General features: G+C 53.5%; 18 protein-coding genes and 1 pseudogene. 9 read left to right on the plus strand and 10 right to left on the minus strand.

From position 1 onward, the window contains the following. Position 1 precedes the first annotated feature (1 nt). The 4 genes from ACMHXH_RS01870 (at position 2) to ACMHXH_RS01885 (ending at position 3,717) form a co-directional block, all read left to right on the plus strand. Positions 2 to 781 carry a thiazole synthase gene (locus ACMHXH_RS01870; RefSeq protein WP_039035259.1) on the plus strand — a complete coding sequence of 260 codons (780 nt, stop codon included), beginning with the start codon at positions 2 to 4 and terminating at the stop codon, positions 779 to 781. Then, entirely contained in the window at positions 774 to 1,931 is a 1,158-nt protein-coding gene (gene thiH / locus ACMHXH_RS01875) for a 2-iminoacetate synthase ThiH (RefSeq protein ID WP_208184732.1), read from the plus strand. The genes ACMHXH_RS01870 and thiH overlap by 8 nt, the downstream gene beginning before the upstream one ends. Before the next feature lie 124 nt (positions 1,932 to 2,055). Further along, positions 2,056 to 2,310: a hypothetical protein gene (locus ACMHXH_RS01880; protein ID WP_025888106.1), complete on the plus strand. Its 255-nt coding sequence runs from the start codon at positions 2,056 to 2,058 to the stop codon at positions 2,308 to 2,310. A 360-nt stretch (positions 2,311 to 2,670) separates the two neighbouring features. After that, on the plus strand, positions 2,671 to 3,717 hold the full coding sequence (locus ACMHXH_RS01885) for a putative metalloprotease CJM1_0395 family protein (protein ID WP_413737543.1): 1,047 nt from the start codon (positions 2,671 to 2,673) through the stop codon (positions 3,715 to 3,717). Positions 3,718 to 3,858: 141 nt separating this feature from the next. Here the strand turns inward: ACMHXH_RS01885 and ACMHXH_RS01890 are convergent, their stop codons facing one another. The 10 genes and pseudogenes from ACMHXH_RS01890 to cmoA all read right to left on the minus strand — a co-directional run bounded on the left by ACMHXH_RS01890 (position 3,859) and on the right by cmoA (position 14,431). Further along, a complete protein-coding gene (locus tag ACMHXH_RS01890; RefSeq protein ID WP_144361517.1) occupies positions 3,859 to 4,404 on the minus strand; it encodes an NMCC_0638 family (lipo)protein in 546 nt (181 codons plus the stop codon). Between the two features lie 275 nt (positions 4,405 to 4,679). Further along, positions 4,680 to 4,766 (minus strand): annotated as a pseudogene (locus ACMHXH_RS01895) (Mobile element protein); the annotation flags it as partial. Positions 4,767 to 5,648: 882 nt separating this feature from the next. Then, complete coding sequence (locus ACMHXH_RS01900) at positions 5,649 to 6,545, minus strand: LysR family transcriptional regulator (RefSeq protein ID WP_028779246.1); 897 nt, start codon at positions 6,543 to 6,545, stop codon at positions 5,649 to 5,651. A gap of 58 nt (positions 6,546 to 6,603) precedes the next feature. Beyond that, a complete protein-coding gene (locus ACMHXH_RS01905) occupies positions 6,604 to 7,674 on the minus strand; it encodes a DUF3541 domain-containing protein (protein WP_335911700.1) in 1,071 nt (356 codons plus the stop codon). Next, positions 7,634 to 9,472: a M3 family metallopeptidase gene (locus ACMHXH_RS01910; RefSeq protein ID WP_221052858.1), complete on the minus strand. Its 1,839-nt coding sequence runs from the start codon at positions 9,470 to 9,472 to the stop codon at positions 7,634 to 7,636. The genes ACMHXH_RS01905 and ACMHXH_RS01910 overlap by 41 nt, the downstream gene beginning before the upstream one ends. Then, complete coding sequence (locus tag ACMHXH_RS01915; protein ID WP_025009688.1) at positions 9,444 to 10,391, minus strand: alpha-L-glutamate ligase-like protein; 948 nt, start codon at positions 10,389 to 10,391, stop codon at positions 9,444 to 9,446. The genes ACMHXH_RS01910 and ACMHXH_RS01915 overlap by 29 nt, the downstream gene beginning before the upstream one ends. Before the next feature lies 1 nt (position 10,392). Then, the gene (locus ACMHXH_RS01920; protein WP_039032904.1) at positions 10,393 to 11,898 is read right to left on the minus strand and encodes an inactive transglutaminase family protein; all 1,506 of its coding nucleotides are present in this window, start codon (positions 11,896 to 11,898) and stop codon (positions 10,393 to 10,395) included. A gap of 8 nt (positions 11,899 to 11,906) precedes the next feature. Beyond that, positions 11,907 to 12,671 (minus strand): ATP-dependent zinc protease, encoded by a 765-nt coding sequence (locus ACMHXH_RS01925; protein WP_039032905.1) that lies wholly within the window; start codon positions 12,669 to 12,671, stop codon positions 11,907 to 11,909. 63 nt (positions 12,672 to 12,734) lie between these two features. Next, the gene (gene cmoB / locus ACMHXH_RS01930; protein ID WP_039032906.1) at positions 12,735 to 13,703 is read right to left on the minus strand and encodes a tRNA 5-methoxyuridine(34)/uridine 5-oxyacetic acid(34) synthase CmoB; all 969 of its coding nucleotides are present in this window, start codon (positions 13,701 to 13,703) and stop codon (positions 12,735 to 12,737) included. After that, positions 13,700 to 14,431: a carboxy-S-adenosyl-L-methionine synthase CmoA gene (gene cmoA, locus ACMHXH_RS01935; protein ID WP_039032907.1), complete on the minus strand. Its 732-nt coding sequence runs from the start codon at positions 14,429 to 14,431 to the stop codon at positions 13,700 to 13,702. The genes cmoB and cmoA overlap by 4 nt, the downstream gene beginning before the upstream one ends. Positions 14,432 to 14,587: 156 nt before the next feature. Here cmoA and ACMHXH_RS01940 point away from each other — a divergent pair, with 156 nt between their 5' ends. From ACMHXH_RS01940 to ruvA, 5 genes are all read left to right on the plus strand, one after another. Continuing rightward, on the plus strand, positions 14,588 to 17,395 hold the full coding sequence (locus ACMHXH_RS01940; RefSeq protein WP_412513576.1) for a diguanylate cyclase domain-containing protein: 2,808 nt from the start codon (positions 14,588 to 14,590) through the stop codon (positions 17,393 to 17,395). Between the two features lie 188 nt (positions 17,396 to 17,583). Next, positions 17,584 to 19,365, plus strand: coding sequence for an aspartate--tRNA ligase (gene aspS, locus ACMHXH_RS01945; RefSeq protein WP_335911698.1), 1,782 nt, complete (start codon positions 17,584 to 17,586; stop codon positions 19,363 to 19,365). Between the two features lie 106 nt (positions 19,366 to 19,471). Then, entirely contained in the window at positions 19,472 to 20,218 is a 747-nt protein-coding gene (locus tag ACMHXH_RS01950; RefSeq protein ID WP_039032909.1) for a YebC/PmpR family DNA-binding transcriptional regulator, read from the plus strand. Positions 20,219 to 20,229: 11 nt separating this feature from the next. Then, on the plus strand, positions 20,230 to 20,751 hold the full coding sequence (ruvC, locus tag ACMHXH_RS01955) for a crossover junction endodeoxyribonuclease RuvC (protein WP_039032910.1): 522 nt from the start codon (positions 20,230 to 20,232) through the stop codon (positions 20,749 to 20,751). Then, positions 20,748 to 21,365: a Holliday junction branch migration protein RuvA gene (gene ruvA, locus ACMHXH_RS01960; protein WP_039032911.1), complete on the plus strand. Its 618-nt coding sequence runs from the start codon at positions 20,748 to 20,750 to the stop codon at positions 21,363 to 21,365. Before ruvC ends, ruvA begins: the two co-directional genes overlap by 4 nt. Positions 21,366 to 21,380: the final 15 nt, after the last annotated feature.

Below are 21,380 nucleotides of genomic sequence, written 5' to 3' on the forward strand. Positions count from 1 at the left end.
TATGTTGCAAATTGGCGAGTTTGAGTTTCAATCCAGGCTGTTTGGCGGCACCGGCAAGTTTGCTTCGGCAGAACTGATGCAACGCTCGCTCGTGGCCAGCGGCGCCGAGTTGGTTACTGTGGCGATGAAGCGGCTCGATTTTAACCAGGGCAGTGATGAATTGCTGGCACCGCTCAAAGAGCGCGGCGTGCAGCTGCTGCCCAATACCGCCGGGGCCCGCAATGCCAGGGAGGCAATTTTTGCCGCCGAGCTGGCGCGGGAGATGCTGGGCACCCAACTATTGAAGCTGGAGATCCACCCGGATCCCCGTTATCTATTGCCGGATCCGGTAGAAACACTGGAAGCGGCCCGGGTCTTGTGCAGCGATGGTTTTACCGTACTGCCTTATGTGCATGCCGATCCCGTGCTGTGCTTGCGCCTCGAAGAGGTAGGCTGCGCCGCCGTGATGCCGCTTGGCAGTCCCATAGGTTCCAATCAGGGGCTGGCCACAGAACCCTTTTTGAAGATCATCATAGAGCAGGCCAATGTACCTGTGGTGGTGGATGCCGGGATCGGCGCGCCGTCTCAGGCGATGCGGGCGATGGAGTTGGGCGCCGATGCCGTGCTGGTCAATACTGCCATCGCCTCCAGCTTGGATCCCGTGACCATGGCGAGTAGCTTCAAAGATGCGGTGCGCGCCGGGCGAGCGGCCTATCTTGCCGGACTCGGGGCCATCAGCAATCGAGCCCAAAACACCAGTCCGCTGACCGGGTTTCTCAATCTGGGAGAAAACCATGGCTGATTTTCTCGAGCGTTTTACCGCTATCGACAGAGATCTACTGCGCCTTGCTATTGCCAGTGTCAGCGCCGCCGAGGTTGAGCGCTGTTTGGCGCGGCCCGAGACGATAGCGCACAATCCCTCGGCCTTGCCTATTCTCTTGTCACCGGCGGCCCGGGAGTTTCTCGAGCCTATGGCGCAGCTCTCTGCTGCGCTCACCCGCAAGAAGTTTGGCGCCAACATAGGTCTCTATGCGCCGCTCTATGTTTCCAATCTGTGCGCCAATGATTGCGACTACTGCGGTTTCAGCATGAGCAACAAAATTCGCCGCAAGACCCTAAGCCAGGCCGAACTGGATGCTGAAATTGCCATTCTCAAGCAGCGCGGCTTTGATTCTGTGTTGCTGGTTTCCGGCGAACATGAAACCAAGGTAGGGCTGGATTATTTTGCCAAGGCGCTGTTGAGGCTCAAGCAGGACTTCAGCTATCTGGCGATTGAAGTGCAGCCCCTCGCCGAAGCGGGCTATCGGCGCCTGGTTGATGAGGGACTGGATGCCGTGATGGTATATCAGGAGACCTATCAGCCCGCCACCTATGACCGCCATCATCTCAGAGGCAATAAAAAGGACTTTGGTTTCAGGCTTAATACACCGGACAGGGCCGCCAGGGCCGGGGTCGACAAGATAGGCCTGGGGGTTTTGCTCGGGCTGGATGATTGGCGCCTGGACTCGGCACTGATGGGATTACATCTGGACCATCTGCAGCAAAAGTACTGGCGTAGCCGCTTCAGCGTGTCGCTGCCAAGGCTCAGGCCGTGCGTTGGTGGGGTAACGCCGGCTGTGACTCTGGATGATGCCGGATTGGTGCAGTTAATCTGCGCCATGCGCTTGTTCAGCCCGGCGCTGGAGTTGAGTCTCTCTACCCGGGAGAGCGCCTCACTCAGGGACAATCTATTGCCCCTTGGGATCACTCATGTGAGTGCCGCCAGCTCAACAGAGCCAGGTGGTTACAGCAATCCCAAGTTGCAGCTGGATCAGTTCCAGATAAGTGATGAGCGAACTGTCCCTGAGGTGGTCAGTGCCATTCGAGCACAAGGCATGCAACCTGTGTGGAAAGATTGGGACGCGAGTTGGCTCGCAGGCGCCTCTTTTGCGGTAACCCATCAAGGCGCATGAACCTTTCGGGCTGTACATCTGCACCGAATTGACCAATAATCGTTCAAAGCTGTGGTTGAAATGGTAGCAACTGATTTTAACCACAGAACGACAATCCACAGTCCAATACAGACAAGGGGCAATTATGCAAATTCCATCGGCTTTTTCGGCGGGAGTTCAAGGGCTGCAAAGCGCCCAGTCCGGCCTGACTCAGGCAACAGTGGATATCGCCCGTCCGGCACCTGCGCAGCAGGCCGATTCGGCCCGCCCAGTTGAGGAGGCAGACAAAACCTCGGCACTGGTATCGGCATTGGAATCCAAGGCCCAGGGTCAAGCTTCAGTAGAGGTGATTGAACGCGCATCCGACACCTTGGGCAGTATCATAGATATCGAGGTGTAATATATGGTTGGCGCGCTGGCCGGCGCGGGGCTGACGGCAACAGCCGTGTCCCGGCGGCCAAGCTCGTCAATTGCCAGCTTAAGCAGTGGCAGCTCCATAAACCAATCGCCTCTCAGTGCCAACCCTGCCGGTAAAATCTCCGCCAGTCAAAATCCCTCTCAGGTAAGTGGCGTAAAGCCAACCCCATTAAACCCGAGTCAATTAAACCCGAGCTCGGGAAATCAAAGCCCAATCAATACAAGCGCACTCAATACAAGTTCAGTTAATCCAAGCCCAGTCAATTCAAGCCTGCACCAAGGTTCAATTGCGCAACATTCAGAGCCTCAAACCGTAAAACCGCCGCGGGAAGCACTGGTCAGTTTGACTAAAGGAGCCCTGGGGGCAGCGGCCTTGTCCAGCTCAGGCCATTGGCATGGAGAGGTTCAAGCATCGACGCAGCTCGCGGGGACATCGACTCAAGCATCTGCCTTTTCCGGCCAAGGGGCTGACATTGCCGGCGGCCCTGCGATACCAGTAACTTTAGTGGGAGAAGCGCCTGAGGTTCCCGCTTTTAATGGCACAAATACTTCCGCCAACTCTATGGGTGAGGCAGAGCAGGATTTTGACAACACTTCCGGCAGCTCTTCGAGTCGCTCATCGAGCCAGGCAGGAAGCGAAGTAAAAGAAGGGGACGAGGGGGCGGCTCGTCAGTCAACCGGGGAGTCGAATACTACAAGCGCCGCTGAACCCAAGCCGGATGAGGCACAACAGAAACAGCAGCAGAAGCAGAAGCGTGAAAGCCGTGAGCAACAGGCGCTTGAGCGGGAAATCGACTCCCTGATGAAGCGCGATACCCAGGTGCGCTCCCATGAACAGGCTCATGCCGCAGTAGGTGGGAGCCATGCCGGACAACCGGCATTTGAATTCGAGAAAGGACCCGATGGCAAGCGCTACGCGGTGGAAGGCGAAGTTCAGATAGATGTCTCTGTGGTGAACGGCGATCCGCTGGCGACCATGGCGAAAATGAAACAGGTCTATGCGGCGGCGATGGCACCTGTCGATCCCTCCATGGCCGATATCCGGGTCGCCGCCGAGGCGATGCGTAAATATAACCAGGCAAGGGAAGAGGCCGGCACCCAGAGACTTGCCGCCGCGCCGAAGCCTGAGCTGAGTCAAAACCTGATGGGAGCCGTAGATCCGGCCGCTGAAAAGTCCGCGGCTTCCTTTGAACCCAAGGCTGGCGAATCTGCAAACTTTCCCATAGGCCTGTCTCGTCTGATGGGCGCCATAGCACAGCAGTCAAATGCCTTGAATGAACAGACTTTCAGTCCATCCAAGGCCGAGTTGCAGCTTGAGTCGGGTTCAGTTGCCGATGTGATAGCCGCTGAGCAGCAACAGGCGCAGCGCATTCGGGATGAGAGTCGTTAGTGCTTCACCTATCTTCAAGGCCAATTTGAGTTCGGCGATGGCGCGGCATAATAACCTCCTTGTTAAATGCTTAAACAAAGCATAGTCGGGGGTTTACTTCCGCGTCATTAACGCTGGGTGTCCATATTCTCGCAAGGCATACTAGACGCCTTTGTATGACATTACAGCAACTAAATCACTAGGTTTAGCACTATTTATTGTTATTACCCATTGCTCTAGAAAACTACTGCCTTGATACAATGTATATGAAGTTGTACTCAGGTTGGCAGATTGAGAAATTAGTTCTTTTTTATATGTAAAACCGCTACCTTTGGGTGGTAACCAAGCCTCCATGCTCGCTTGAATAGTATTTGGGTCACCTTGATGTACGTATACGGAACAAAGTTTATTTTGCAGTAGTGCTAACCCGAAACTACCCTCACTATTATTCAAGTGCCACGCTTTACCAGCATTACCCTTTAAGTAATTTTGAGCAATTTGTTTAGGAGCGAGTACGAAACCTTTTCTTTTAGCTGACTCTTCAAGAGCCGCTGGGCTTTGACGACCAACTACACATGTCCCCATGAACAGTTGAATTGGTGTTGATTTTCGTAAAGCAAGACTTTCATCTTCTTTTTCTGAAGTTGATTTACACCCAGCAACTGATACTAGAAAAATTGCAATAATATAAGACTTAACTCGATTCATATTCCGTATGCCTAACAGTTGTATAGTACGCTTACGCGTTTTAGTCCTCGGATGAGTGAAACGCGCATCGCTATTTTTTTGTATCCTATCTATTTGTATCGATTGGTTAAATAGGCTTTAGTCCTAATATCCCTCGCAGCTAAACGCACATACGCGGTTTCCAAACCTGTTATCTAACAAAAAATCGAGCCACCCATTATAAAACAATAACCTAACCTTCTTTCTGTCTGCGTTCAAGCACAGTTAGGTGATTTGACAAAAGATATCCTTGTAGTCAGAAAGCCACGCCGTACCACTCGGCTACAACAGTGATAGTAAGGCGTATCTTCAAGACTAATTTGAGTTCGGCGAGGGCGCGGCACAATAACCTTCTTGTTAAATGCTTAAACAAAGCATAGTCGGGGGCGTGCCATTAACGCAGGGTGTCCATATTCTTTCAATAGAGCTCATAACCAACTTGCTACTTGATTTGGCGCACAGTAATGGTATCGCTAACACCATCGACTTTTAGCGTGCAACCACCGCTTACAGGATAAATCATGACTTTTGGCATGAACGAATACATATAGGTGTAGGAGTAGCTGCTCTGCTGCCAGATTTGCCCATTCATAAGCTTAAAAATGGTTTCACCTTCCCAGCCTTCAAAATCTCCATCTATCTGAGATTCGATTACTGGCTCGCAACCACCGCCTCCCGATCCACCAAAGCCCCTTAGTCTGTTGTGGACTTCGAGTGCCCCCTTAGCCTCGGCTGGGGATAAATCATTAGCCTTCTTTTGCCTTTAACGATAAGCAGATAGTTTTCTAAAGCTCGTTCAAGATCAGCCATAGCTACAGATGGTGCTACCCAGGCAAGCATGGCGAGAGAAAAACCAATGGAAAATCTGATAGTTTGGTTGCTTTTCCTCAGAGAGTTTTCCTGTAAATGGCCCGTTACTTTTTACACATACCAGCCATATAGTGCGCATGCGCGGTTTCCAAACCTATTATCTACCAACAGTGTTTTATATCTATATGACTTTAATGATACTTTCTGTGATATTACAGAAATCACGCGCCAGATTATCTTCAAATTTCCGAGGTTTTTGTCAAAACCTCAATAATACTGTGTGAAAAACAAGCACTATAGTGTGCTTCCGGAGCTGTTCGAGTCTTTTTCTAACTGATATTTGTGACGTCATACCTTACGGACACAGGGTAAATATGAAGTTGCTCCGTTTCTTACTCTTTATAATGAGCTCAGATTTATACTGAGCCAGATTTATGTTGAGCCAGGATCAGTGATTCCAGCAGCTTACAGGCCGGGCCTTGTTTATCTCTCTGTGGCACCACCAGACTGAGCAGTATCTTGCGGCTGCTGGAACCTTTGAGACTGAGCCGTACCAACTCTCCATTTTCCAGCTCCTGCTTGACCAGATGCGCCGGGATCCAGCAAAAACCTATGCCTTTGGCCAGGATCACCTTGGCTTCGTGGAAGTTGCTGACGGTCCAGCGCTGCTCGGCCTTGAGCCAGCCGATTTCCTGCTGACTATTGACGCCGGTATCTTTGATCACAATTTGCAGATGCTGGGCCAGCACTCTGTCGTCTTCAATTTCCACTTGAGCCGCCAGCGGATGGGAAGGGTGGCAGAGCAGGTAGAAGTCCAAGTCGCAAAGGGGCTCTGAGATATACCCCATGGGCGGGGTACCGCAAATCGCAATATCCACCTGATGGTTTTTGATCATCTCCTGAGTACCGCTGATCACAGTGTCCCGCACTGTGACCCGGGTTCCGCGACTCTGGGGCAGAAAGGCGGCCAGCGCCTCGGTCAGGGTTTCCATGGGGTAGACCAGCTCCCTGGCGATACTCAGACTCGGCTCCCAGCCCTGTTCCAGATTGCTGGCGAGCTGCTCCAATTCCCCCACAGCCTGAGTGACGTGACGAGAGCGGCGCAGCAATACTTCGCCGCATTCGGTCAGATAGGCCTTGCGGCCACGCACTTCGAGGAGTTGGATCCCCAACTGATGCTGCAGCTTGGCCACAGCATGGTTGAGGGATGATTGGCTCTTGTTGAGCTGCTCGGCGGCCTGGGCGTAACCACCGAAGTCGACGACGGCCTGCAGGATCCGCCACTGTTCCAATGTGGACTTGGGTCTGTTCATTTTCTAAAAACTCGTCAGATTTCGGCCTATCATGGGTGGAAACTGCCAGTTTTTCAAACTATTTAGCCTTTTTCGTCGACTCGGTCGCCTGTTTGACCGACTCGAGTGGCGTCACCTGCATCGGCAGGTATTTCCGGGTCGCCTTGAGTTCACTCAAATAGGGGCCTTTATGCAGTTTTTCCGGCCATTTGAGCAGCATCATCGCCAGCACATTACGGTGTTCCCCCAAGGCCAGCGCCGGGTTACCTTTGGGGGAGCGAATAAAGTCCACCTCAGGATCGAAGGACTTGATGATGTGCGCCTGGGTGGCTTTCACCATGGGATGATCTTTGTCCTTGCCGGCGAGCAAATAGCTTATTCCTACTTCGGCAATAATATCGTCGGTGGCATCACTGAGGATCCGCTGGCGGTTGGCTTCGAAGTAGTCGAGGATCCAGGCGAACTCCTTGGCATCTACCGGGTGCTGATAGTATTCACTGGCGGCGAAGATAAAGTGAGTCAGGCCATAGAGCTTATTGCGATATTGTGCCTTACTGAGCTTGCCATCCTCGGCATCCGGGTAGACACGTTTGAAGGCGGCTTTGTAGTCTTCCAGGTAATCGCCAACACCAAGTTGCTTGGCCCAGTAAACATAATTGATCAGCTGCGCCGCCCAGGCTTCAATCATGGCTTCGTCGGTCAGGCCGTGCTCCAGATCTGTACTTTTGAGCCCTTTGAGCAACTTGTCGTGGCAGGGGCCGGTAAAACCAAACTCATTTATACGGCTGGCGTAGCGCAGCAGCACATCGGTATAAAACAGAAATTCGGGGAAGGGTTTGAGCGCTTTTTTGCGTGCCTTGGCCCGGGGGCCATTGCCCAGTTGGGATATTGCCTTGAGTGATTCACTTTTGACAAATTCAGGGTCGTCCAGTTGGCAGGCATAAAAGCTTTGCGCTTCAGTAACCGCAAACAGATCCACCAAGGCGGCGTTGGCGTACTGCTCGTCACCTGTCATCCGATAGAGACGGATCCCGTAATGACCCTGCACCCTGGGTGGCAGCTGGTAGAGATGCTGCTCCAGATTCTGCTGAATGCGTTGATAAACCTCGTCAGCGCTGGGCTGGCTCTTGGCGGCCAGCGTACTGCTCATCACTCCCAGGCAGAGGGCAAGTGTCAGTTGACCGGTTCTCTTGAGTATTGGCATCGCGTATCCTCCGGATGAGTGTGGCCGCATCGGCAGCGCCAAACAGGCTTTGCAAACGGGCGACCATAGGTTGGGCTGATTCGTTGACCAGCAAGAGATCAAATAGTTGCGCCGGGTTGCAGCCCCGGGTGTGAACATCTATGGCTTTGGCAAGCTGTTGTTGCCAGAGCCCGAGATAATAGAGCGGCCCCTGATCGCTGATGGCGCCAAAGCTGTAGCTATAGTCACTGACTTCGGGCCAAGAGCCATTAAAACTGGCTTCAAACGCCTTGTGCAGCTGTGGGTATTGGCTGTTGCCAAAGGCTTCAAAGCTGGCGAGGGCCACTTTGGCACGAAACACCTTGAGCTGCTGCTGGTATTCTTCGGCCAGTTGTTCGCGCGAGCCGGGAGCCGGCTTGAGTGAAAATGCAAAGGCGCCGCTCAGATAGCGCTCAAGCCAGGCTTTGCCCACTCCGGCGCCATCCTGAGGCAACTCCAGACTGTTATTGAGATAGTAACGACCGCCGCCACTGAGTTGGGCTATGGCGGCGCTCAGGGAAGAAACTGCGGTCTGATAGTCCTTGAGCTTCACTTGCTGAGGCTTAAGCACCAGCTCGCTCTGGCCGGTTTGTTGGCCGACAACGGCGCGGCGCAGCATTTTGTGGCGGTTGTGTTTGCCTTCGCTGATAAGCAGTTCACCCAGCAGCCGACCATGGTGATACACCCTGAGCCAGTCGTCGTTAATCTGCTCTGTGGTTAATCCCAGCGGTTTGAGATGGTCAAACAGGGCTTTTAGTACTTCAGAGCCTTTGAGGGCGACCATTTCAGTTGACTGGGCCTGCTGTAACTCGCGCCCCAGATCCCAAGGGGCGTAATCCAGTTTTTGGGTGCTGGCATCGAGAAATTTGGCCACATCGCTTGGCGTGCTCAGCAACTGAGAACTGAGGATAAAATCACTGTAGCTCGGGTAACCATGCGCTTTGGCTTGTTGTTGTCTCAGGGCAAACACGGATGAAAGCGGCAGTTGATTGCGTAATCTGGCGCGGCCCTGATAAGTGCGCCAAACCTTGGCGCGACAATCACTATCGGCCTGTTGCATCAAGTAAGAGGCGATATTGACTGCAAAAAAGCCGGGCTTTTGGGCTGATTGAGCAGCTTCCTGCTCCGCTGAATCCTCTTCGGGGTTAAGAGCCTGTTGCATGCCGGGCAGGGCACATTGTCCCAACTCCAGCTTGAGATCGTCACTGCGCATTCCCTGGCGAATGCTGGCCTGGGCGCCATGAAGACGGGCTTTTTCCTCTATGCCCAGATGTTGTTGCATTAACCAGTCCAACCTCTGGGCCAATGCTTGAAGCTGTGGCTCATCATCCTGGTTCAGTTCGGATGTCAGGCTTATCAGCGCCGGTTCGCTCAGGAATCTATCCATGGTGTCGGCCAGTTTCAACTGACACTGCAACAGCAGCTCATGCTGAGCCGCTGACAGGGGGAAACTCCGATAATAACCGAGGCGGTCATTGATATTGTGCAGCCCGAGGGTTTGTCGCTCCAGCAACTGCAGATCCTGAAATTCAGGTTGAAAATTGCTGCTGTATTCTACACATTGAGCCGTCAGCAAGGGGACGGCATCAGGCGCGGCCAGGGCAGGGGAAATGCCCGAGGCCATTGTCGATGCCAGCAGGGACGCCAACAACGACAGTGGCAGTCTGGACTTGAGGCGAGATTGACTCAGGCCGGAGTTAGCGGCTGGCAAAGTGCTTCTTGGCATAAGCGACCCGTTCTTCCACTGACATGGGTTTGCCCGTCATTCTTTCCACATGCTGCAGCCTTGGCAATATCCCCATGCCATTGGCTATCTGGATGGCAAGCCCGGGACGGGCGTTGAGCTCCAGTAGCAGTGGTCCCTTGTTTTGATCCAGTACCATATCGGTTCCCAGATAACCCAGTTCGCACATCTCATAGGCGCTCGAGGCCGTGTGCAACAAGGTATCCCAGTGGGGCACCTCGATTTCAATCAAGTTACGCCCCGTGTCCGGATGCAAATCGACCGGGCAGTCAAACTGCACCGCATGCAGACCGCGGCCGGTGGCGATATCCAAGCCGACACCAACCGCGCCCTGGTGCAGGTTGGCCTTGCCATCGGAAGCGGCGGTGGACAACCTGAGCATTCCCATCACAGGAAACCCCTTGAACACTATCAGGCGGATATCCGGAACCCCTTCATAGCTGAAGCCATCGAATACGGGATCGAACTCAATCAAGCCCTCAATAATGGCCACATCCGGCTTGCCACCGAGGGAGAACAGGCCGCTGAGGATATTGGAAACGTGGCGGTCGACCTCGCTCGGGGTGACTTCATTGCCATTGGGCTTATAGAAGCGACCATTCTCGACATGGGTGATCACCAAGATCCCTTTGCCGCCCGAGCCTTTGGAGGGTTTGATCACAAAGCCGCTGCGATCTTTTACTTGTTCGGGAATGCTATTGATACCGTGTTGCTCGCGCACCACGCCTATGAGATCGGGCACGGCAATATCATTGGCAAGCGCAAGCTGCTTGGTGGTGAGCTTGTCGTCCACCCGTTTGTAAAACTTGCGCGGATTGTAGCGGCCAATATAGTCGATATTGCGCTTGTTCATATTCAGCACGCCAGCGCGGCGCAGCTGCCATGGCCAGGCAAAATTCATCTTATTCTCCTGCCAGTGGCTTGAAGCGCTTGAGCTCCAGCAGTCGATAACCCGTGTACTGACCCATCAGCAGCACCAGCGCCAGGATCACCAAATGAATACCCAGGAAGTTGAACACCCAGTGCTGTACCCAAGTGGCGCTCATGGCCAGATAAGCCAGAGTGGCTACCAGAAGTGAACCGCCACCTTGCACCATCACCTCTTTGGCGCCTTCCTCTTCCCAGAGGATAGACATACGTTCAATGGTCCAGGCGAGAATGATCATCGGGAAGAAAGTGATAGTCAGGCCTTCACTGAGGCCAAACTTGTACGACAGCAGGGTAAACAGGCCAATAATGCCTATCACCACTATGATCACCGCCGATATTCGCGAAATCAGCAACAGGTTCAGATGCGATAGATAGGAGCGGATCATCAAGCCAAAGGCCACAATCAGCAGGAAACCTATCAGGCCGGTCAGCAGTGTGGTCTGGATAAAGGCCAGGGCGATAAGCACAGGCATAAAGGTACCTGAAGTCTTTATTCCTATGATAACCCTAAGGAATACCACCATCAGCACTCCGATGGGGATCAGCAAAATCCCCTTGAACAGGCTCTGCTCTTCCAGCGGCAGTTGGTAGAGAGAGAAGTCGAAGGCGCTGTTTTTGGCCATCATATCAATGGAGGTCGCCAGGGCTGAACGTGTGTCTTTCAGCATGGAGAAGTTGACCTGGGAGTTGCTGCCACCCAGTACGTCCAATACCGATTTGCCATTGCGCTCCCACAGCACCATGTTTTCCGGACGGCCCTCTGTGCCTTTGACCAGATCGAACAGGTGCCATTTACCGTCCTGATAGACTTCGACAAAGGGAGACAGTTGCTGCCGACGACGCTGATCTTCCAGATACAGACCATTGACTTCCTGAGTTGGAATACCGCGGCTATTGAGCATATGGACAAACAGCTTGGTGGGTGAGTTGGCCGACAGCAGCAGCTCTATGTTCTGACTGCGATCACGGCCGGCAATGGCGCGCATGATCTCACGGGCAAAAGAGAGGTTACCGGCACTGCGGGCCCAGGCTTCGTCCATCACCTGTTCGGCGGCGGCTTTCTCGGTCGCAGACCAGATATAAGGTGCCGGCGGCAGGGGTTCTTCCTGTGCCTTGAGTTCTTCTCGGCCTGTGGGGATCAGGGTGACCTTGTAGTAGAGGTCCTGTTGGCCATTGGCTTGACGAATCGACCAAAGCGCGCGGCGGCCCTGTTCATTGTTGCTGATAGTCAGGCCATAACCCGGGGAGGTGGCATTTTCCATCAAGACTTCAAATGCCGGGTCTTGTGGCAGGGAGAAAGAGACTTCTGCCGGGCCACCCGTGCCCTGAAAACTCACCTTGGCATCGACAGCCCAACTTTGCACCTGCTCACCGGGCAGGAAGGGCACATTGTGTTCAATACCACGATAAATACTGGCGCTTAGCCCAACAATAAACAGCAGAGCTACCACCAGGTAGAAAGGTTTCCGTGAATGCATTACCGCTCCTATTTATGGCTCGAAATCACTAAGTCTTTGGCTTTGCCATGCAGATAGGCTTGGCCTACATCGACAACGGCTATGTCTTTCATAAACTTGCGGCCAAGCAGCAAAGGATATTCGAGGTGACTGCGGTCGGTAAGGTTAAGATCGGTTTCAGCGGCATATTTGCCTATTTTGAGGTGGGCGTGGATTACCGGACGACGATCGTCCTTTTCATCGGCCTCTTGTTTGATACGCACAAAACGCACCACCTTGGATTCGAAGGTTTTTCCCGGTGCATCTGCGCCATTGATCATCACATCGAATCTAACCCACTGGGCGCCGTCACGCTCAAACAGAATTATGTTGCGGGCATCGAGTGACGAAGATTCGGCGCCGGTATCGATACGGGTGTCGAAACTGGCATTCAATTCATCGATAAAGACGCTTTCGACTTCACCGAGAATATATTTGTCGCCAATAGGTGAAGCTTCGCAGGGCGCAGGCACCTGTACTTCCTTGATGGTTTCCTTGGGGGGCTGCTGCAGTTTCTTCATCTGCTGTTGCAAACTCTGAAGCTGAGTATTCAAGGCATCCAGATGCTGTTGCTGTTGATTCTGCGCCTGAGCAATCACATTGACTATGCTGGCTTCCTGAGAGGCGAGGTTGGACTGCAAGGTCTGGGCGTCGACCGGCACCGGGGCATTGGCCACTTCCTGAGTGCTGGCGCAGCCGCCGGCAAGTGTTGCCATGGAGGCCATGACGGCGATTGAAATCGTCTGTTTCAACATGTTGCTTCCTGTATTCTGTTTTCCAGATTGCGTCACTTTTATATAGGGCTCGGTGAGCTCGATTTACTTAATCGCGATAAAGGTAGCCCGTTTGGGGGCGGGGTAACCTTCCACTGTTAAATTGATGTCGGTCGGATCGAGGTAATCCACCAGAGATTCGTTGCGCATCCAGGGCGTGGAGCGTTGCTCGGCCAGTGATGTGACATCGACGTCGACACAGCGAACCTCACGAAAATCGCACTTCTCAAGCCAGAGTTGCAACGCGGCAACGGACGGGATAAACCATACATTATTCATCTTTCCATATCTATCCCGTGGCAGCAGTACGGCATTTTCATCACCTTCTATGACCAAAGTCTCCAAAATGAGTTCACCTCCGGTTCGCAATTGATCACGTAGTTGCAACAAGTGATCAATGGGGGAACGCCTGTGATAGAGCACTCCCATGGAGAACACGGTATCAAAGGCATCCAGTGGCGGCAGTTCTTCTATCCCCAAAGGCAGCAGGTGCACTGGCGGAGTGCCGCCGGTGAGGCGTTTGACCGCTTCGAATTGGCATAAAAACAGTGAGGAGGGATCGACACCGACCACCATTTTGGCGCCTTCACCATACATGCGCCACATGTGATAGCCGCTGCCGCAGCCTACATCCAGCACGGTTCTACCTGCCAGCGGGCTGATATGGGGCGCGACGCGCTCCCATTTCCAATCAGAGCGCCATTCGGTATCGATATGAATGCCGTGAATATGAAATGGTCCCTTGCGCCAGGGATGCAGTAACTGCAGCAGGTTTTCCAGCTTTTCCCGCTGCCCTGTTGCCAATTGCTCACCTGAACCTATGGTGACACTGTCTTTGAAATCCAGACGGTCGGGGGTGGGGTAGTTGAGCTTGGCGAGTACTTTTTCCCACTTGGGCAGGGCGCCGTGTTTGTGTTCTCTTTGCCAGTCGCCGAGTTTGGCCGGCAGTGTTTCCAGCCAATGCTGCAGATTGGAATCGGCAATCTGTTGATAGAAATTACTGAAACTGATCACTTGATAGCTACCATGGATGTGAAATTGAAGCACTGGAACCAGACACCGTAATGGCCAAAACCGGCCTGGGATAATCTGTTGTAGTGATTGTCGAGTTGATCGGGTTTCATCACGTTTTCCAGTGCGCTGCGCTTTTGGCTGATCTCCAACTCGCTATAGCCATTGGCGCGTTTGAAATCCAGATGATGTTCATCCAGTACTTGCTGGATAACTTCATCGCCGAAGCGGATTTTTTCCGACAGTACCAAGGCACCACCGGGGCGTAAGCCGGCATATATTTTCTGGATCAGGGTATCGCGATCCTCGGGTGGCAGAAACTGCAAGGTAAAGTTGAGTACCACCAAGGAGGCGTCTTCGATGGCGACATCACGAATATCACCACAAATAAGCTGCACTTGGGTATCGCTGACATAAGCATTGAGATACTCCTGACAGCGCTCGGTCATCGCCGGTGAGTTGTCGACGGCGATAATCTCGCAGCCCTTGCCTTCAATACGCCTACGAATACTTAAAGTCGCCGCGCCAAGAGAACACCCTAAATCATAGACTTTACTGTCTTGTGTCACAAAGCGTTCGGCGAAATCGCCTATGGTGTTGATGATCTGGCCGTAACCCGGCACAGAGCGACGGATCATATCGCTGAATACGCCGGCCACCCTATCATCAAAAGCAAAGTCTGAGACCTGACCGCAGTCAGTTGCATATATGGTGTCTTGAGAAGTGTTCATCTGAAATCTTGTGCGGGAAAATCAGTGACGTATTTTACCGAATCCCGCCTGAAAGCAGCAAGTGTGCTCTGGTAATTGACGCAAATTTTTTGTCTAATGATGCGGGAATAACAAAATAATTACATCGCCTTATCAGGAAATAAGCACTTGAAATCGCTGACCTCTCTTTTGAGTCTATTGTTGGTGCTCGTATGTCTGCCGCTGGAAGCGGCCACCCAAGATCTGTCTTCTGCCCCCCCTCTTGTCATCGTCATGGGGGAGGACAGCTATCCCTACCAATTTGTTGATGATGCCGGCCAGCCACGGGGGATATTGGTTGACCTTTGGCAGGAATGGAGCCGGGTCAATCAAAGACCCATCACACTAGTGGCACGGCACTGGAACGACTCTTTGAAACAGCTCAAAGAAGGCAAGGCGGATGTGCACCTGGCGTTGGCGCTGACCCCGGAGCGCGAAGCCGAGTTTGAATTTGCCAAGCCCATCAGTCGTATTGACACCTACCTTTATCTGCACTCTGAACTAAGACGCAAGGACAGTTTCGATGAGCTGCTGCCGTATCGGATAGGGATAGTCACAGGCTCGTCCCACGAATCGGATCTTAAGGCGCAGCAGTCCGGCCTGTCATTTGCCTTATACCCAGGTCGCGACGCTTTGCTCAAGGCGGTATCCCGCGGAGAGATCAAGGTGTTTGCCGGCATGGAAGGGTATCTTCGTGATCGGCAATTGGCGCGCAGTATTGCCCAGCAATATCCAACCGCCAACAGGATGCTGATAAAGCACTCGCCGGTGGCGCCGGCTGTTGCCAAAGGCAGGCAGGCATTGGTGGCCGAAATCGATAGTGGCTTTGCCCAGATTACTCCTGAGTTTATCGTCCAGACCCAGAGGCGCTGGCTGGGCTATCGCGCCGATCAGCATGGGATCACGGTTGCCATGCCACTGAATATGGAGCCGTTTTCCGATCTTGGCCCGGATGGTTTACCCCATGGCCTGTATGTGGATATCTGGCACAAATGGTCTGCCAAAACCGGGGTGCCGGTGGAGTTTGTTGCCGGTAGCATGAACAGCACTCTGGAGCAGGTCAAGCAGGGGATTGTTGATGCCCATATAGGCTATCCGGAAAGTGATGACCTCAGCTCAGGACTCAAGCGTGCCTGGCACTTGCACACCCAAAACAGTCGGTTATTTCTCAAAGGGCAGGTGGTGGATTCGCCTGCACTTTTGGACGGCAAACGCTTAGGCATTTTCCCGTCATCACCTTATATCACAGAGCTGAAACAGGCCTTGCCCAAGGTACAGCTCAAATATTTCGACTCTCTCGATGCCATGGTCAATGCCGCCGACCGCGGTGATATCTCAGGCTTCGTCTCGCCCTCGGCCTGGACTCAGCACTACCTGTTGACTCATGGACTCTGGGCCGGTTACCAGCAAGCAAAAGCCTTGCAATTCAGCTCAGATATCTATGTGTTGACCCGCAGGCAGGACCATGGCCTGACCCAAAGACTGAGCGCGGGCTTTAATCTGTTGACCCGCGACGAGTTGGCGGCGCTGGAAAACAAATGGATGCTCAATGGTGACGATCATGTTTACAACAAGGAGCAGAGTCGGCTGCCATTGACTCAGGTAGAGCAGCGCTATCTTGAAAGCTTGCCCGAGCTTAAAGTGGGTTATCTCAAGGATTGGCCGCCCTTTGAATTCAAGGATGAGCAGGGGCAGTTTGCCGGAATTAATGCCGACGTGATGACCAGGGTGGCGCAACAGTTGGGGCTTAAACTCGCGCCCGTGGCTTTCGATGAGTGGCGCGATCTCCTCAAGGCGCTTGGCAGCGGCGATGTGGTGATGGCTGCCAGCCTGGCGGCGAGGGATGAGCAAGATGCTGCGCTGGCTTTTTCCGATGGTTATTGGCCATCGCCCTGGGCCATGGTATCCACTGTAAATCATCTGAATCTTTATAGCCTGGGGCAACTCAATGGCCAGCGGGTGGCGATTGTTGAAGGTTATCAGCTCGCCGGTGAACTTATGGCCAAGAGCCAGGGGATAATCCCGGTATTGGTGCCCGGCATGCGTGAAGGATTGGAGGCGGTCAACCAGGGAAGGGCGGATCTCTTTATCGATAAAGTGATATCGCTGGCCTCGGCACTTTCTACCGGGCAATATCCGGCACTGAAGATGAACCTGATAACCGATATGGCCGATCAAAAGAGCCATATTGGCGTCACGTCAGGCTACAAACCTTTGATGCCTTTGATTAACCGGGTAATAAGCGGTATAGATGACAGCCAAAGGCAAAGGATCCATGAAAAATGGATTGGCACTGTGATTACCGACAAGAGCCAACAATATAAGGAGTGGCTTGGCTATTTTCTGCTGGCACTCTTGATTGCGCTGTTTATTGCACTGCTGGTGTTGCAGCTCAATCGGCGCCTCAGCCGGGAAACGAGCTTAAGGCGCGAGGCCGAGCTCAAGATGAAGCATCTTGCCAATCACGATCCGCTCACCGGCTTACCCAATAGGGCGCTACTCGATGACAGGCTGGAGCAGGCGTTTTTGCAACATGCCAGAGAGCAGGAGCGCTTTGCTGTGCTGTTTTTGGGTGTCGATGGCTTTAAGGCCATTAACGACACCTATGGCCATGAGGTTGGGGATAGAATGCTGGTACAAGTAACGGAACGCTTGGCTACTGTTATTCGCAAATCTGATACCCTGGTACGCTTTGGTGGCGACGAATTTGTGGTGATCCTCAATCGGATTCAGGATTTCGATGCTGTCTGCCAGGTGGCGGAAAACTTGATCCAATCGCTGGCAGGACCTCTTAAGTGGCAAGATATCAGTGCGCAGTTGTCGCTCAGTATCGGGATCAGCGTGTATCCGATGGATGGTGACAACGCCATCGAACTGCTCAAACGGGCCGATCAACTCATGTATCGCGCCAAGAAGGGCGGCGGTAACTGTTATCGCAGTGCCTGATTGTTGTTATTTTGAACGCTCGTGCCTTGACCTGGTTTCAGCCACTGGTCAAAGGGAGCAAACTGTTTGATACTTCACCGTCTGAAAGTGAAGTACTTTGGTAAGCGGCAGATTTTCTCTATAATGCCGCTCTTATCGTGTTGAATCGTTCCAGAGCTCAGCAGGCCGGAATAAAGGATATAAAGCAGATGCGCAGTCATTATTGTGGGGACGTAAACAAGTCCCACGTTGGACAAGAAGTGACCCTGGTGGGTTGGGTAAACCGTAGCCGCGACTTGGGTGGTGTGGTGTTTTTGGATCTCCGGGATCGTGAAGGATTGATCCAGGTAGTATATGACCCGGACTTGCCTGAGGTTTTCGATGTCGCCAGCACACTGCGCAACGAATTCTGTGTCCAGGTTAAAGGTGTGGTCAGAGCCCGTCCCGACAGCCAGGTCAACGCCCATATGCGTACCGGTGAAATTGAGGTGCTGGGTAAGGAACTGACTATAATCAACGCCGCCGACCCTCTGCCGCTGAGTATGGATAACTTCCAGAACAACAGCGAAGAGCAGCGTCTCAAGTATCGCTATCTGGATCTGCGTCGTCCGGAAATGGCCCAGCGACTGATTTTCCGCGCCAAGGTCACCAGTGCCGTGCGTCGTTTTATGGACATCAACGGCTTTTTGGATATCGAAACCCCCATTCTGACCAAGGCCACGCCGGAAGGCGCCCGTGACTATCTGGTGCCAAGCCGCACATACAAGGGGCAGTTTTTTGCCTTGCCTCAGTCGCCTCAGCTGTTCAAACAGCTGTTGATGATGTCCGGTTTCGACCGTTACTACCAAATCGTCAAATGTTTCCGCGACGAAGACTTGCGCGCCGACCGTCAGCCTGAATTTACCCAGATTGATATCGAAACCTCTTTCATGAGCTCTGAGCAGGTGATGCAAAAGACCGAGGAGATGGTGCGCAGTCTGTTCCTCGAACTGCTCAACGTGGACCTGGGTGAATTCCCGACCATGACCTATGCCGAAGCCATGCGCCGTTTCGGCTCCGACAAGCCGGATCTGCGTAACCCGCTGGAACTGGTGGACGTGGCTGATCTGGTCAAGGATGTTGAGTTTGCGGTATTCAACGGCCCGGCCAACGATGTTGAAGGCCGTGTGGCGGTTATCCGGGTGCCGGGTGGCGCCGAGTTGTCCCGTAAGCAGATAGACGACTACACCAAATATGTCGGTATCTACGGTGCCCGCGGTTTGGCCTGGATGAAGGTCAACGATCTGGCTGCAGGCATGGAAGGCATTCAGTCACCTGTGCTCAAGTTCCTCAATGAAGATATCGTTAAGGCGCTGCTGGAACGCACCGGCGCGCAAAGCGGCGATATCATACTGTTTGGTGCCGACAAGGCCAACGTGGTTGCCGAAGCCATGGGCGCGCTGCGTCTGAAACTGGGTGAAGATTTCAACCTGCTCCAGGGCGAGTGGGCGCCGCTGTGGGTGGTGGACTTCCCTATGTTCGAAAAGGCCGATGGTCGCCTGTACGCAGTGCACCATCCGTTTACCGCGCCGCGGGGCGTGACTCCGGCCGAGCTGGAAGCCAACCCGGCCGAGACGGTATCCGACGCTTATGATATGGTACTCAACGGTACCGAACTCGGTGGCGGCTCTGTACGTATCCACAATCAGGAGATGCAGGCCACGGTATTCCGTATTCTTGGGATCACAGATGAAGAAGCCAAAGAAAAATTCGGCTTCCTGCTGGAAGCGCTGCGCTACGGCACACCACCGCACGCAGGTTTGGCCTTCGGTCTCGACCGTCTGGTTATGCTGATGACAGGCGCCAGCTCGATTCGTGACGTAATGGCGTTCCCGAAAACCACTACCGCAGCCTGCCCGCTGACCAATGCACCGGGTGAGGCCAATCCACAACAACTGGTGGAATTGGGTATCAAGGTTGCCGAAAAGGCCGCCGACAAAGCTGAAGTCTGAATGACTGAGCTTGAAGTCATAAAAGTGTGAATCAAACCGGGGCATAAGCCTCGGTCTGTTTTTTTACCGGTCTGAATTTAAGCCGGTATTGAGAGGAGATATACCTATGGCAGGTCATAGTAAATGGGCCAACATCAAACACCGCAAGGCCGCTCAGGATGCCAAGCGCGGTAAACTGTTCACCAAACTTATCCGCGAGCTGACAGTTTCAGCCCGCGAAGGTGGCTCAGATCCGGATTCCAACCCCCGTTTACGTGCCGCTATCGACAAAGCGCTGTCCAACAACATGACCCGTGACACAGTCGATCGTGCGGTTAAGCGCGGTGCCGGTGAGCTCGACGGCCAGGCGCTGGAAACCGTGGTTTATGAAGGTTATGGCCCAGGCGGCACCGCCGTTATGGTCGAGTGCATGACAGACAACCGCAACCGCACTGTGACCGGCGTACGTAACGCCTTCAATAAGTCAGGTGGTAACCTGGGCACAGACGGCTCAGTGGCGTATCTGTTCACCAAGCAGGGCGTTATCAGCTACGAAGAAGGCGTTGATGAGGATGCCATCATGGAAGCCGCGCTGGAAGCCGGCGCCGAGGATGTGGTCAGTAATGATGACGGCTCTGTGGATGTATACACTGCACCTGCCGATTTCGGTGCGGTAAAAGATGCGCTGGATGCGATTGGGGTTGAAGCGGTGAATGCTGAAGTGACCATGGTGCCATCGACCAAGGCCGATCTGGATGAAGATACCGCCGCCAAGTTCCTGCGTCTTATCGACACGCTGGAAGATCACGACGACGTTCAGGAAGTTTATCACAACGCGGAAATTGCCGATGATGTGATGGAACGCCTCGGCTGATAAGGCGGACTATGGCGATTATTTTAGGTGTTGACCCTGGCTCGCGGATCACTGGCTACGGCGTGATCCAGTGTCAGGGAAGACACCAGATTTACCTCGGCAGCGGTTGCATTCGCACCAGCTGCGAGGACCTTCCCTCCCGTCTCAAACAGATATTCGATGGCCTGTCGGAGATTATCCGCCAATATCAGCCGGAGCAGTTTGCCATTGAGAAAGTGTTTCTGGCCAAAAATGCCGATTCGGCGCTGAAATTGGGCCAGGCCAGAGGCGCGGCCATAGTGGCGGCCACAGCGGCGCATTTGCCGGTGGCTGAATACACGGCAACCCAGATCAAAAGCGCCGTGGTTGGGACAGGCAGGGCTCAGAAAACCCAGGTACAACACATGATCCAGCAGCTGCTCAAACTGCCGGCCGCCCCGCAGGCGGATGCGGCAGATGCGCTCGCCGTGGCCGTGTGTCATTATCATACTTGCCAGAGTCTGGTTGCCCTCGGTGGCCGGGCAACGGCCCGCAGCTATGGAAGATACAGATGATAGGGCGTTTACAGGGAATATTGCTGGAAAAGCAAGCTCCGGAAGTGTTGTTGGATGTGCATGGCGTCGGCTATGAACTGCAGATGCCGCTGACCAGCTTTTATGAGTTGCCGGAACTGCAACAGAGCACCACTCTCTATACCCACTTTGTGGTGCGTGAAGATGCTCAACTGCTGTATGGCTTTATTACCAAGCAGGAAAGAGCGCTGTTCAGGTTACTTATCAAGGCCAATGGGGTCGGCCCCAAGTTGGCGCTGACCATACTGTCGGGGCTGACGGCGCAGGAATTTGTCAGCTGTGTCGAGCGCGATGATATCGCCACTTTGGTAAAACTGCCGGGGGTGGGCAAGAAGACCGCCGAGCGTTTATTGGTTGAGATGCGCGACAAGCTCAAGAGCCTGATGGAAGCCTCCAGCGGCAATGAGCGTGAGTTTGTGCTCAAGTCCAATTTTACCCCGGCAGAAGCGCCCAACAACGCCGAAGAAGATGCCATTGCAGCCTTGCTCTCTTTGGGTTATAAACCCGCCCAGGCCAGCAAAGCGGTTTCCAGCGCCTTTGTTGAAGGCATAGATTCAGAAACCCTGATCAAGGCCGCACTCAAATCCATGCTGTAACATGGAGCGGATAAC

Source organism: Shewanella sp. BJSY2023SW001, from assembly GCF_047314685.1.
GTDB lineage: Bacteria > Pseudomonadota > Gammaproteobacteria > Enterobacterales > Shewanellaceae > Shewanella > Shewanella indica.

What these genes read in the sequence shown, in the direction of transcription:
- ACMHXH_RS01910 (WP_221052858.1), bottom strand. Translation starts at nt 9,472, where the DNA reads ATGCCAAGAAGCACTTTGCCAGCCGCTAACTCCGGCCTGAGTCAATCT.
- aspS (WP_335911698.1), top strand. Translation starts at nt 17,584, where the DNA reads ATGCGCAGTCATTATTGTGGGGACGTAAACAAGTCCCACGTTGGACAA.
- ACMHXH_RS01900 (WP_028779246.1), bottom strand. Translation starts at nt 6,545, where the DNA reads ATGAACAGACCCAAGTCCACATTGGAACAGTGGCGGATCCTGCAGGCC.
- ACMHXH_RS01890 (WP_144361517.1), bottom strand. Translation starts at nt 4,404, where the DNA reads ATGAATCGAGTTAAGTCTTATATTATTGCAATTTTTCTAGTATCAGTT.
- ACMHXH_RS01870 (WP_039035259.1), top strand. Translation starts at nt 2, where the DNA reads ATGTTGCAAATTGGCGAGTTTGAGTTTCAATCCAGGCTGTTTGGCGGC.
- cmoA (WP_039032907.1), bottom strand. Translation starts at nt 14,431, where the DNA reads ATGAACACTTCTCAAGACACCATATATGCAACTGACTGCGGTCAGGTC.
- ruvA (WP_039032911.1), top strand. Translation starts at nt 20,748, where the DNA reads ATGATAGGGCGTTTACAGGGAATATTGCTGGAAAAGCAAGCTCCGGAA.
- ACMHXH_RS01950 (WP_039032909.1), top strand. Translation starts at nt 19,472, where the DNA reads ATGGCAGGTCATAGTAAATGGGCCAACATCAAACACCGCAAGGCCGCT.
- ACMHXH_RS01925 (WP_039032905.1), bottom strand. Translation starts at nt 12,671, where the DNA reads ATGTTGAAACAGACGATTTCAATCGCCGTCATGGCCTCCATGGCAACA.
- ACMHXH_RS01920 (WP_039032904.1), bottom strand. Translation starts at nt 11,898, where the DNA reads ATGCATTCACGGAAACCTTTCTACCTGGTGGTAGCTCTGCTGTTTATT.
- thiH (WP_208184732.1), top strand. Translation starts at nt 774, where the DNA reads ATGGCTGATTTTCTCGAGCGTTTTACCGCTATCGACAGAGATCTACTG.
- ruvC (WP_039032910.1), top strand. Translation starts at nt 20,230, where the DNA reads ATGGCGATTATTTTAGGTGTTGACCCTGGCTCGCGGATCACTGGCTAC.
- ACMHXH_RS01880 (WP_025888106.1), top strand. Translation starts at nt 2,056, where the DNA reads ATGCAAATTCCATCGGCTTTTTCGGCGGGAGTTCAAGGGCTGCAAAGC.
- ACMHXH_RS01905 (WP_335911700.1), bottom strand. Translation starts at nt 7,674, where the DNA reads ATGAGCAGTACGCTGGCCGCCAAGAGCCAGCCCAGCGCTGACGAGGTT.
- ACMHXH_RS01915 (WP_025009688.1), bottom strand. Translation starts at nt 10,391, where the DNA reads ATGAATTTTGCCTGGCCATGGCAGCTGCGCCGCGCTGGCGTGCTGAAT.